Below are 12,270 nucleotides of genomic sequence, written 5' to 3' on the forward strand. Positions count from 1 at the left end.
CATTCTCGCCGACAAACCGTCCTTGCCAGACCTGCTCCTCCAGTGCCTTGCGGGTGACAACCTCGCCACGATGCTTCAGCAGAATGCCGAGAATGCGGGCAGATTGCGGCTGAATATCGACAGACAGACCATTGATGGTCAGTTCTCCGGTCGATTCATCAAATAGCGTTGAGCCAAAGCGGTACTGGTATAGCATCTCTGATTTAAAGGACAGCTTTGAATTTTGGGCGGGTGATTGTACAGAAAATAACAATTTGTGAATATATTTATATTTTATGAAAAGATTAATGACGGGTTAAGAAATCTTTGAGCGCAGGCACTGGAAAGGAGGAGTCGCCATGGCAAGTGATCAAGCCGCTACGTGCCTTTTTGTTGAAATAAGCTATTGATATTAAATAACGTTAGTGTTCGATTAGTTGTGTTTAGTGCTTGCTTAATGGCGCAGCAGGCGGGGTTGGTGGGAGTATTAATCTGGGAAAGTATTTTTGAATTTTGGTGCGTGCTGAAAATTGTCGTTACAGGTTAAATTTGATTGAGTCTGGCATGATTGATGGCGAATTCATCGTGGCGTAGAAAGGCTCTCTCCTCAAATAGTTTCATTTAAAATCTGCCTGTGTGGTTAGGACTATACAAGCGGCTTGTACGAATGGTTAATTGGCGGTGTTTGGGGTAAACGTCACGCTATCCATCTTATGCATTTGCCATGAATCTTATCGTTGCTCAGATGCAAGGCTGGGCATCCAAGACAGGGAGCGGCAATCGGCGTGCTTCATCGTTATCCGCCTGGATCGTTGAAAGTAACTCTGCCAATCTGAGCGCTTCGCATTCCAATTTCAATCAATCTGCCAGTCGTATTACGTGTGAAAACGAAGAGCTGCGCCATAAACGCGGCTCTTCGTTTATGCTTGTGGCAAGAGACAAAATACCAAAGACAGGTGGCAATATGATTGGGGGGTTAAAACGCGCGTGCCTAATCGGAGGGCTGGCGCTAGGGCTGGGATCGTCGGCACACGCCGGTTCCAGTCTGTTCAGGGTCTGCTTTGAAGAGTGGGAGCCCTATGCATATATCGGCCCCGACCACAAAATTCAGGGAATCAGCGTTGATATTCTGCGCAAGGCGGCAGAAGGGAAAGGCTGGCGTCTGGATTTTCAGGCGATGCCCTATGCGCGTTGCGTCAAGGAAGTCGAAGCGGGTAAACGGGATATCAAATTATTTGCCAATCCGGATGAAATGCCGGGATTACCCCGCGTGGCGACATCCACTGAATACTGGATGGTCGCTGCGGTGGTGCACAATTCAGCACCGCTGGATCAGTATCGGGATATCCAGCAGTTTTCCGGCTTTCAGGTTGGTCGGGTAAATGGCTATGAAATGCCTGAACCGATTGCCAGTTTTCGAGACTGGAAAGAGATTCTGGCGCCCGGTCCGGAAGAGAATCTCAAACTCATTCATCACCAGCGCATTGATGCAACTTTTCTCGACCTGATGTGGGCTGAGCGCAAAATCACCTCGCTCAATCTCAAACTAAAAGTATTGCGGCCATTGGTGGTATTGATGCCGCAGGTTTCGGTGCTGGCGCCAAACCGGGCCCATGAGGCCGAGCAACTTGAAAACGAGATAAAGAGCCTGTTTCGACGTGGTGATATTGATCGGATCTACCGCCAGCATACGGGTCATGATTTGAAAAGCTGGTTGAAACTGGCGGGGCGCAGCGACGCCAAATAGGCCGGGAAAATGTCGCCCAAATAAATCAATTTTCAGCCAAATATTGACTGGGGGACGTTCGTTCTCTAGGATTCGAGGACGAACGTACTCTTTTCGAGGCTGTATGACAGAACCTACACGCGATGCCGAGTACCTTGGCAAACTGCAAGACTACTACTCTGAATACCGCTCATTGCCTTCGTACGCCCGCATGGGCTTGCTGCTGGGCATGGCGGCCAAATCTGCGGTCGGCAAACTGCTGACTCGCCTGCAAAATCAGGGCTACCTCGAACGAGCGCCCGACGGCCAATGGATACCCACCCGCCAATTTTTTGAACGGCCGCTATCGGAGCATCCCGTGCCTGCCGGCTTGCCGGTAGCGGCCAATGATGTCGGGACTGACGGCCTGGCTCTGGACGACTATCTGATCGAAAAGCCCTCCAGCACAGTGCTGATTCCAGTCAAAGGCGATTCGATGATAGACGCCGGTATTCAGCCGGGAGATATCGCGGTGGTCGAGCGTCGCCATACGGCATCGCTGGGCGATATCGTGGTGGCGATTGTGGATAATGAATTTACCCTGAAGACCCTCGGGAAAGAGCGTGGCGAATACGTACTGATGCCTGCCAATCCGGCCTATCCGGTAATCCGGCCGCGTGGTGCGCTGGAGATATTTGGCGTCATGGTTGGCCTTGTGCGCAAATATCGGCACTGAAGCCATGTTCTTTGCCATGCTTTACCCGACCGCAGCCCAGTTAGCTGCGCTGACGGCAGTACCTTCAGCGCAGCGGGTAGCCGGGCAGGAGTGGTTGCCCATTGCAACGCCAGATTGCCGGATGGCCGACCCGCCTCCAGCATGGCCAACCGCCGTAGCGACTGCGCGGATTGGCTTGGGCCGCCAGTGTCAGCGCGAGCGGGGGACTGAGTAAACCAGCGCGCCGTCGCTAGGGTGCCTCAAATATCCAGTGTGCTAACAAGCCGCTGCGGGGAGCCTCGGTTGGCGCCTGGGCTTCGATGGACTTGCCCCGAACCGGGTGCTGCGTGTGTTCAGTCGAGCTTCGGGTAGCCCGTGATGTCCTGAATTTCGCGGTAAAGTGGCTGCAGGCGATCGTACATCTTGCGATAGACCCGCCGGTAGAGATCGTCGTAGGTGCGTTGGCTGACCGGATTCGGCTCGAAGCGACGGCCGACTCGCGTCATTTCCCGTACCGCTGTTTCAAAGTCGGGGTGTAGTTTCAATCCGACAGCGGTATTGATGGCCGCACCCAGCGCCGAGGCTTCGTAGACGTGCGGACGCTCGGTTTCCAGGCCGAATATGTCGGCCGTCAGCTGCATGGCGGCATCAGATTGGGAGCCACCACCGGCCACCCGCATACGGGTGATGGCAGTGCCGCTACGTTTTTCAATACGCTCCTTGCCATCACGCAGGGCGTAGGCCAGACCTTCCAGAATGGCGCGATAAAAGTGCGCCCGGGTGTGAACATCGCCAAAGCCAATTACCGCGCCCTTAGCCTCCGGCCCTGGCACCTTGATGCCGGGGTTCCAGAACGGCTGCAGCATCAGGCCCATCGAGCCGGGAGGCACCGAGTTGACGAGATTGTCGAATAGCGACTCCGGCGCGACGCCTCGTTCTGCTGCCAGTTGTTGCTCGTAATGACCAAACTGCTCTTTGAACCAGCTGACCATCCAGAAGCCACGGGTAATCTGGATTTCTGTGCTGTAGCGTCCTGGCGCTGCGGCCGGGTAGGGCGGGATGAAGGGGGTGGTTTCGACGTAGCGACGCGTTGTGGTGTTGATGGTGGCTGCCGTGCCGTATGACAGGCATCCGATATGCGGCTCCAGGCAGCCGGCGCCGATGACTTCGCAGGCCTTGTCGGCCGCTGAGGCGACAATCGGCAATCCCTGCGGAATGCCGGTATCGCGTGCGGCTTCTGCCGTGACTTCGCCAATGACCGTACCGGGCTCCACCAGTTCAGGCAGCATTTCGGGGCGAACGGGGAGGGCTTGCCATTTCCAGTCGTGGCGCGGCGCCCAGGCGCGACGCTTGTAATCGAAAGGCAGGTAGCCAACCTGGCTGCCGATCGAATCCACAAAGCGGCCGCCCATTCGGTAGAGCAGGTAGCCAGACAGCATCAGGTATTTGTCGGTCTTTTCCCATACATCGGGTTGATAGGTCTTGATCCAGTTGGCTTCGGCTTCCCGCATGAAAAAGCGGATGGTGTCTTCCATGCCGATCAGTTTGAACGCCGTACGCCACCACCAGTCGAGCTTAGGCGTTTCGTCGCAGCGTCGCTGGTCGAGCCAGACAATGGCCGGCCGAAGCGGCTGGCCGTGACGATCCAGATTGATCATGGTGGCCCGCTGCGTGGTGATCGTCACCCCACGAATCGCCGCTTTGGGTACGCTGGTATTTGCCCACAGACGCTGACAGGCCAGGCACAGCGAGCGCCAGTAGTCATCGGGATGATGCTCGGCCCAGCCCGGCTGATCAGAAAAATACGCTTCGAGTGGCACCTGTACCTTGTCCACCAGATGGCCTCTGGCGTCAAACAAGACAGCGCGGACACTCTGTGTGCCGTTATCGATAGCGAGCAAGTATTCAGACATGACGCAATTTCACGGGTGGGTGGGTTGGATTGGCGCTGCTGCCTGCGCGCGGGCTTGCCAGCTTGTCCTGGCATCATGGCAGTGCGCCGTTTGTGCGTGAGCTGCCATGGGCCTTAGTTCTGCGGTGGCGTTTCTGCATCGCCGGCTAGGGCAGCGGGCGGCTGCAGATAGGTGTGCCAGTCCAGCAAGTGCGAGGCTGGTGGTAGCGAATAGCTACGGGCAATCAGCTCGCGGTAGGCCGATTCTTCCGATTCCCAGCGCGCATCATCCCAACCCAGCTCGGGCTGACAAATGCTGCGGATACGGGCGATGTGGGCCAGACCTCCTTCACGTAGCAGGATGCCCAGTCGGCAGCGCCGCAGCAGCAGGTCTTCGAGCCGGGTAACGGCTTCCGCTCTGGCGGCCCAGCGTAGCTCCAGCCACGAAGTCTGAGTGCCGGGGATCAGCTCCAGCTCTTGTGGCTTGGCAGCGGCCAGCACGGTATCGGTTATGGCGCCATAGCGCCCACCCAGGCGTTGCCGTTGCAGGTGGCTCAGGCCGGCGGGCAGGCGCGGTGGGCTGGAAAACACCGATCCCGCCGGTTTCTGCCAAGGTTTTCCTGCCTGTGCTGCCGCAAGCGCCAGTGCATCATGCGCCATGGGCAGGAAGGTGGTGAGCTTGCCGCCAGTCAGGGTTATCAGACCATTCTCGTTGAGTACGATGTGCTCGCGCCCCGCCTTGGAAGGATCGGTCTCGCCACTATCCACTACCGGCCGAACGCCCGCATAGGTGGCCAGTACGTCATCGTAGTCCAGCGCCAGGGCGGGAAACTGAGCGTGGAGGGCGGCCATCAGGTAAGCCGTTTCCTCCGGGGTGATTGCCGCATCGCTATCGAGGCTTTCGGCGTGATCGACATCGGTGGTGCCAACCAGGGTGACGCCTTCCCAGGGGTAGAGGAAAACCGGCCTGCCATCAAATGGATGGCTGAAGCTGACGGCTGCACTGACGGGCAGACGCTCGGCGGCGATCATCAGGTGGCTGCCGCGTAAAGGCCGTAGTTTGGCAGTGCCGCCTACCTCGCGCCGCAACCGATCTGCCCAGACGCCGGTGGCGCTGATGACGGATTTCGCACGCACCACATAGGGCGTGCTGGTGAGGGCATCGACCAGATGCAGGCCAATGACCTGGCCATCCTGTACAACAAGGCTGGCGGCCGGCAAGTAATTGATGGCAAGGCCACCGGCCTGCATGGCTTCCTGCAACACGCGCAAAACCAGGCGGGCATCGTCGGTTTTGGCATCGAGGTACGACATGCCGCCTCGCAAGCCGGTTGTATCCAGGCCCGGCGCCATTTCTTGCATCTCCGCCAGAGGGTGATGCCGGCGGGTACGGGTGCGAGCCATCCAGTCATAGACGGCAAGGCCGATGCCGAGCTGCCAGCGTGGCGGGCGACAGCCTTCCCGATCGGGAAAGAGAAAACGTTGGGGCTCGATCAACCCTTCGCCGTCACGTAAAAGCTTTTGCCGCTCACGTACCGAATGCAGGGTCAACCGGAACTGGCCTTCTTTCAGGTAGCGCAGGCCGCCATGCACGAGTTTGGACGAACGGCTGGAGGTACCCCAGGCAAAATCACGCTGTTCCACCAACAGGCAGCGCCAGCCTTGGCGTGCTGCTTCGAGCAACACGCCTGCGCCGCTGATGCCACCACCAATCACGATCAAATCCCAGTGTTCAGTCAGTCGTTCGAGGGCCGCTGTGCGGCCACCTGCTTGCCAGTAGGGTGACGGGCGTACATCTGACATGGTTTGGCCTAACTCTTAAGGTTCTGTTGACGTAAGGTTTACCGTCGCGCCGGGTCGATTTTTGGGGAGTGGCGTCGGTAGGGTTCGCTTATTTAGCTCGCTAAACCGCGCTTAGCATGCCTCGCCCCAAAACTCGACATCGGCCTAGCGTGGCTGTTGCCGCAAAGCGGCTGACAGCCACGGCATACCCCTTGCGGGGACGAAGGGTTTCGCCGGAAAACGGTCTGGCCCTGCGTTGCAGAGCGCTTGCATAGAATGCCTATTCGTCACGTTCTACGCCTTGTTCCAGGCCGTTTCCCGGCGAGACGCGATCTGCAAACCTGACGTCAACAGAACCTAGCAGCTTGCCGGGGTTCATCATGCCTTGCGGGTCGAAATAGTGCGCCAGGGTCTGGATGGCTCCGATGCCCAGTGGTCCTTTCTCGGCCGCCAGATAGGGGGCGTGATCCTTGCCGACGCCGTGCTGGTGGCTGATGGTGCCTCCCCCTTTGACAATGGCTTCCGAAACGGCTTGCTTGAATGTCTTCCAGCGCTGCAGATTCTCGGCGTAACCACCCGGTGCTACCCGGTAGACGAAGGTCGAATACACGCTGGAACCTTGTGGGTACAAGTGAGACAGGTGGGTGAAGGCGTGTACCTTTTCGCCGTGCTGGGCAAATGCAGCATGGGCGGCGGCTTCCATCGCCTGCATCAGCGGGGTGATACGTGGCCAGTCAGCGGCGGTTTCCACGGTATCCACGGCATAGCCGTGCTGCCAGAGGGTATTGCGTAGATACGGCCCACGGAAGCGGTTTTGCGCCCAGCGATCGCCCAATTTGGTACCAATGTAGACACCGCCATATTTGCTGCTGATGGCGCGGGTGCTGCGAAGAGCATGGCGGCACTCGACCAGCGGACCAGTGACACCGATCATCAACAGGCACTTGCCTTCATTGCAGCCCCGCCATCCCAGATAGCGGTTCAGCCAGGCAATCAGCTTGGCATGGCCAGCCAGAATCAGATTGGTTTCGGTCTCGACCGCGTTGGATAACCGCAACATCGACAGGGGCAGGGTTGACTGCGCCAGCTCGCGAGCCGCTGCCTCGGCAGCTGACCAGGTCGGGAAGAACAGGGCGTGGAAGGACTCATGCTCGGCCAGCGGCGTGACCCGGACTGTCGCTTCCGTCAGGATGCCGAGGCGACCTTCCGAACCCATGATCATTTCGCGTAGGTCCGGTCCGGCGGATGAGGCCGGGAAGGTTGGGATGTCGATGGTGCCGACCGGCGCTTCCAGCTTGCCGCCGGCAAACAGCTGTTCAATCCGGCCATATTTGCGGGATTGTTGGCCAGACGAGCGGGTAACGACCCAGCCGCCGAGCGTTGAATATTCAAAAGACTGGGGAAAGTGCCCGAGCGTATAACCTTTGGCCTTGAGCTGCTCTTCGAGCTTGGGGCCGACCACGCCGGCGCCGAAGGTGGCCAGGCGACTTTCCGGGTTCAGCTGCGTCAGTTGATTCAATTGCGAAAGATCAATGCAGAGCACGGGCTTTTCACCTTGCGGGCAAGCCAGATGGCCGACCACGCTGGTACCTCCACCGTAAGGAATCACCACTGCCTGCTGGGTATTGGCGTAATCCAGCAACTGTCTGACCTGCTCGCCAGAGGTAGGAGTCGCCACTGCATCAGGCACCGGGCCGATTTCGCCGTATTTCATGCGCAGCCAGTCCGGCAGGCTTTGTCCGAGCGACGCGATGATGCGAGCGCCAGCGTCGGTCTTGACCAAGGGGTGAGCGGGCAGGCGGCTGTTCGTCACTTTGGGTGACACGGACTCCAGCGTGACCTCACCGGCCGGATGACCACTGCCCAGCCGTTCGGCCAGAAAATGCAGGGCTGCCTGATTCAGAGGCATCTCGACGCTGGTATCTCCCCAGCCGTTCCAACGGCGCATAGTTCATCTCCTGGTACAAAGGGCCACCAATACGGGCAGCGCCAATCAAAAACAGTCAACAGAGCCTGAATTCTAGTGCGTGCCCGTGGCAATATCAGTGCGCCGATGCGCCAGTGGAGTTGTTAATTCACGCCAAATTGATCATTTGTCGGGGAGAGGAAGAATGGCGGCGTAAGGCGCGGCTGACATTTTCTCCGAAAACAACATGTCAGCCGCACCCAGGTAGAACGAGATCTGCCTGCAAGCCCGCCCGGCGGGCGGGGCGTCGAATCAATATGGCCATTTCCAGTCGCGTATCGCGGGCATGTCTTCACCATATTGCTCGATATACGCCTTGTGTTCGACCAGGCGGTCGCGCATGGCCTGCTTGATGTGGGCGGCCCGGTGCTGCAGGGCGGGTACGCGATCGGCAACATCCATGACCAGATGGAAGCGGTCCAGGTCGTTCATGACCACCATGTCGAAGGGGGTGGTGGTGGTCCCTTCCTCCTTGTAGCCACGCACATGCAGATTGCCGTGGTTGCGGCGTCGATAGGTCAGGCGGTGGATCAGCCAGGGGTAGCCATGGTAGGCAAAAATGATGGGCTGGCTGGTGGTGAACAGCGCATCGAAATCACGATCGGAGAGGCCGTGCGGATGCTCGGATGCGGGTTGCAGGGTCATCAGATCAACCACATTGACCATGCGGATGCGCAGGTCTGGCGCAATTTGCCGCAGCAAGTCGATAGCGGCCAGCACTTCCAGTGTCGGGACGTCGCCAGAGGCCGCCAGGACGACATCGGGTGGCGTGTCATCCGGGGCGAAGTCGTTGCAGGCCCATTCCCACATGCCAATGCCCTGGCTGCAATGCTTGATGGCCGCGTCCATGCTCAACCATTGCGGCGCCGGCTGTTTGCCTGCCACGACCACGTTCACGCAATTCCGGCTCTTCAGGCAACGATCAGTAACGGCTAACAGGCTATTGGCATCGGGCGGCAGATAGACACGCACCACGTCGGCTTTCTTGTTGACGACATGATCGATGAAGCCCGGATCTTGGTGGGAAAAGCCATTATGGTCCTGGCGCCAGACGTGCGATGTCAGCAAATAGTTAAGCGAGGCAATCGGTCGCCGCCACGGGATCTCGCTGCGGGTGGTCTTCAACCATTTGGCGTGCTGGTTGAACATCGAGTCCACCAGATGAATGAAGGCCTCGTAGCACGAGAAGAAGCCGTGCCGCCCGGTTAGCAGATAGCCTTCCAGCCACCCCTGACAGGTGTGCTCGGACAGAATCTCCATAACCCGGCCATCGGCACCCAGGTGGTCGTCATCCTCCTGCAAGTTGCCAAGCCAGGTGCGCTCACTGGCTTCCAGCACCGCACCCAGCCGGTTCGAGGCGGTTTCATCAGGGCCGAATACGCGGAAGTTGTCGGGATTGGCGCGCATCACATCGCGCAGGAAAACGCCCATGGCGCGGGTGGCTTCGGCTTCAATCTGGCCGGCACGGCTGATTGAGAGGGCATAGTCGCGAAAGTCCGGCAGGCGTAAATCCCTTAGCAGTATCCCGCCATTGGCGTGCGGGTTGGCTCCCATGCGGCGTGTGCCTTGCGGGGCCAGGGCCGCGATTTCTGCACGCAAGCGGCCATTTGCGTCGAACAGCTCGTCAGGGCGGTAACTGGCCAGCCAGTCTGCCAGCAGCTGCAGATGCGCGGGTGAGTTGGCGAGCTGCGAAAAGGGTACCTGGTGCGAGCGCCAATTGCCTTCGGCCGGCTTGCCATCGACGACCTTGGGCCCGGTCCAGCCCTTGGGAGAACGCAGGATGATCAAGGGCCAGCGCGGTCGTTCGACAGTGTCTGATTGACGGGCCTGCTGTTGAATGCGGCGGATGTCGGCAATCGCCATATCGACCACGGCTGCCATCTGCTGGTGCATCAGGGCGGGGTCGCTGCCTTCCACAAAATACGGGGTGTAGCCGTAACCCCGGAACAGGCTGTCCAGCTCTTCGTGGCTGATGCGGGCGAGCACAGTGGGATTGGCAATTTTGTAGCCATTCAGATGCAGGATCGGCAGAACGGCACCATCGCGCACCGGGTTGAGGAATTTATTGGAATGCCAGGCTGCCGCCAGCGGACCGGTTTCGGCTTCGCCGTCGCCGACTACACAACAGGCGATCAGATCCGGGTTGTCGAAAACGGCGCCAAAGGCGTGCGAGACCGCATAGCCCAGCTCACCGCCTTCGTGGATCGAACCGGGTGTTTCAGGTGCGGCATGGCTGGGTATGCCGCCAGGAAAAGAGAATTGCTTGAACAGCTTTTTCAGGCCCGCAGTGTCTTGCGAGACATCGGGATAAAACTCGCTGTAAGTGCCTTCCAGATAGGTGTTGGCCACCACCGCCGGGCCACCATGCCCAGGGCCGGCGATGAAGATCATGTTCAGCTCGTCACGTTTGATGGCGCGATTCATGTGGGCGTAAATGAAATTGAGCCCTGGCGTGGTTCCCCAGTGGCCAAGCAGACGCGGTTTGACGTGTGCCAGCGTCAGCGGCTCGTGCAGGAGGGGGTTGTCGTACAGGTAGATCTGGCCAACCGATAGATAGTTGGCAGCGCGCCAGTAGGCGTCGATCAGGTGTAATTCCTGGGTGGACAGGGGGTGGGGGGCAACAGGGTGGGTATTCATGAGTTTCAAACCTCGTCGGTTTACAACCGCAAACGTAATGGAGCCAGCCTAGGTTCTGTTGACGTAAGGTTTACAGTCGCGCCGGGCCGAGTTTTGGGGCGGGGCTAGGCAGGGTAAGCGCGGTTTAGCGAGCTAAATGAGCGAACCCTAACGACGCCTCGCCCCAAAAATCGACCCGGCCCGGAGGGTTTCGCCGGAAAACGGCCTGGCCCTGCGTTGCAGAGCGCTTGCATAGAATGACTATGCGTCACGCTCTGCGCCTTGTTCCAGGCCGTTTTCCGGCGAAACGCGATCTGCAAACCTTACGTCAACAGAACCTAAAGCCAAGTGCTTGCCGATTGCTTGATGTTGCGCAAGGTGATTCGACTACATTTTCAGTGCCCATAAAAAAACAAGCCCCGGCCGGGGCTGGGGCTTGTTTGAGGCTGCTGCCAGCGTTTCTGGCACGCCGATGGGCTTATGCCTCGATCTGCAGTGGCGGAAACGACTTGACCAGCGCATCCACAGCCTTGAGTTGAGCCAGGAAGGGCTCCAGCTGGTGCAAAGGCAGCGCGCTGGGCCCGTCGCACTTGGCTTCTGCCGGGTTGGGGTGGGCTTCGAGGAATAAGCCGGCCAAGCCCAGCGCCATGCCGGAACGCGCCAGTTCGGCAACCTGCTCGCGCCGTCCGCCCGAGGCGGCCGCGCCCGACTCGCGTTGCTGCAGGGAGTGGGTGACGTCGAAAATAAGGGGCAGGTTGTGGCAGGTTTTCTTCATGACGCCAAAGCCCAGCATATCGACAACCAGATTGTCATAGCCAAAGCAGCTGCCACGGTCGCAAAGAATCAGCTGTGCGTTACCGGCCTCGCGGAATTTCTCGACGATGTTGATCATCTGCGAAGGACTCAGAAACTGTGGCTTCTTGATATTGATGACACGGCCGGTTTTGGCCAGGGCGACCACCAGATCGGTCTGGCGGGCCAGAAAGGCGGGCAGTTGCAGGACATCGACCACTTCCGCTACCTGCGAAGCCTGCCAGGGCTCGTGGACATCGGTAATGACCGGCACGCCAAACGCTGTCTTGACGGCTTCCAGTATCTGCAGGCCTTCTTCCAGGCCCGGCCCCCGGTAGGAGTGGATCGACGAGCGGTTGGCCTTGTCAAAACTGCCTTTGAAGATATAGGGAATGCCAAGCTTGCTGGTGACGCGCACAAATTCTTCGGCAGTGCGTAGTGCCAGCTCTTTCGATTCCAGCACATTCACGCCACCAAACAGTACGAAAGGGAGGTGATTGCCAATCTGGATGGACGGGGTAATGGTGATTGTCGTCAAGGTGACTCCTGTTGGTTGTGGCGCTAGGCTCTGTTGACATTTTATTTCCGGATCGCGTTTCGTCGGATTTGGGCCTGATGCAAGGCGAAAAGCGCGCCGCTTAGTGGTAAGCCACGCGATTTCCCGTCTGGGCGCACAGGCTGTAAGGCTTGCATCGCAAGCCAACAGCCTGGCAGTCAACACCGCAGCAGGCCCAAATCCGTCGAAACCCTCCGGGCCGGGTCGATTTTTGGGGCATGGCGTTGTTAGGGTTCGCTTATTTAGCCCGCTAAACCACGCTTACCCT

At 58.7% G+C, this 12,270-nt stretch carries 9 protein-coding genes and 1 pseudogene; 3 read left to right on the top strand and 7 right to left on the bottom strand.

Annotation, left to right across the window (positions count from 1 at the left end; genetic code table 11):
• On the bottom strand, nucleotides 1–196 hold a 196-nt coding region (locus PZA18_RS22705), incomplete at its 3' end, for a winged helix-turn-helix domain-containing protein (RefSeq protein WP_284103181.1).
• Nucleotides 197–943: 747 nt separating this feature from the next.
• Between PZA18_RS22705 and PZA18_RS22710 the strand changes: the two genes are divergently transcribed.
• The 3 genes from PZA18_RS22710 (at nucleotide 944) to PZA18_RS22720 (ending at nucleotide 2,634) form a co-directional block, all read left to right on the top strand.
• Nucleotides 944–1,726, top strand: a complete 783-nt coding sequence (locus PZA18_RS22710) for a substrate-binding periplasmic protein (RefSeq protein WP_284103182.1) — start codon at nucleotides 944–946, stop codon at nucleotides 1,724–1,726.
• A 103-nt stretch (nucleotides 1,727–1,829) separates the two neighbouring features.
• On the top strand, nucleotides 1,830–2,420 hold the full coding sequence (locus tag PZA18_RS22715; protein ID WP_284103183.1) for a LexA family protein: 591 nt from the start codon (nucleotides 1,830–1,832) through the stop codon (nucleotides 2,418–2,420).
• Nucleotides 2,392–2,634, top strand: coding sequence for a hypothetical protein (locus PZA18_RS22720; RefSeq protein WP_284103184.1), 243 nt, complete (start codon nucleotides 2,392–2,394; stop codon nucleotides 2,632–2,634). The genes PZA18_RS22715 and PZA18_RS22720 overlap by 29 nt, the downstream gene beginning before the upstream one ends.
• A gap of 25 nt (nucleotides 2,635–2,659) precedes the next feature.
• On the opposite strand, the pseudogene PZA18_RS25505 reads toward PZA18_RS22720, so the two are convergent.
• The 6 genes and pseudogenes from PZA18_RS25505 to kdsA form a co-directional block, all read right to left on the bottom strand.
• Nucleotides 2,660–2,731 (bottom strand): annotated as a pseudogene (locus PZA18_RS25505) (hypothetical protein); the annotation flags it as partial.
• A 21-nt stretch (nucleotides 2,732–2,752) separates the two neighbouring features.
• Nucleotides 2,753–4,312 (bottom strand): FGGY-family carbohydrate kinase, encoded by a 1,560-nt coding sequence (locus PZA18_RS22725; protein ID WP_284103185.1) that lies wholly within the window; start codon nucleotides 4,310–4,312, stop codon nucleotides 2,753–2,755.
• 113 nt (nucleotides 4,313–4,425) lie between these two features.
• Nucleotides 4,426–6,093 (bottom strand): glycerol-3-phosphate dehydrogenase/oxidase, encoded by a 1,668-nt coding sequence (locus PZA18_RS22730; protein ID WP_284103186.1) that lies wholly within the window; start codon nucleotides 6,091–6,093, stop codon nucleotides 4,426–4,428.
• Between the two features lie 259 nt (nucleotides 6,094–6,352).
• Entirely contained in the window at nucleotides 6,353–8,020 is a 1,668-nt protein-coding gene (locus PZA18_RS22735; RefSeq protein WP_284103187.1) for an FAD-binding oxidoreductase, read from the bottom strand.
• A 270-nt stretch (nucleotides 8,021–8,290) separates the two neighbouring features.
• Nucleotides 8,291–10,675 (bottom strand): phosphoketolase family protein, encoded by a 2,385-nt coding sequence (locus tag PZA18_RS22740; protein WP_284103188.1) that lies wholly within the window; start codon nucleotides 10,673–10,675, stop codon nucleotides 8,291–8,293.
• A gap of 457 nt (nucleotides 10,676–11,132) precedes the next feature.
• Nucleotides 11,133–11,975: a 3-deoxy-8-phosphooctulonate synthase gene (gene kdsA / locus PZA18_RS22745; protein WP_407951206.1), complete on the bottom strand. Its 843-nt coding sequence runs from the start codon at nucleotides 11,973–11,975 to the stop codon at nucleotides 11,133–11,135.
• Between the last annotated feature and the right edge of the window lie 295 nt (nucleotides 11,976–12,270).

The sequence above is a fragment of the Parachitinimonas caeni genome, assembly GCF_030129945.1.
GTDB lineage: Bacteria > Pseudomonadota > Gammaproteobacteria > Burkholderiales > Chitinimonadaceae > Parachitinimonas > Parachitinimonas caeni.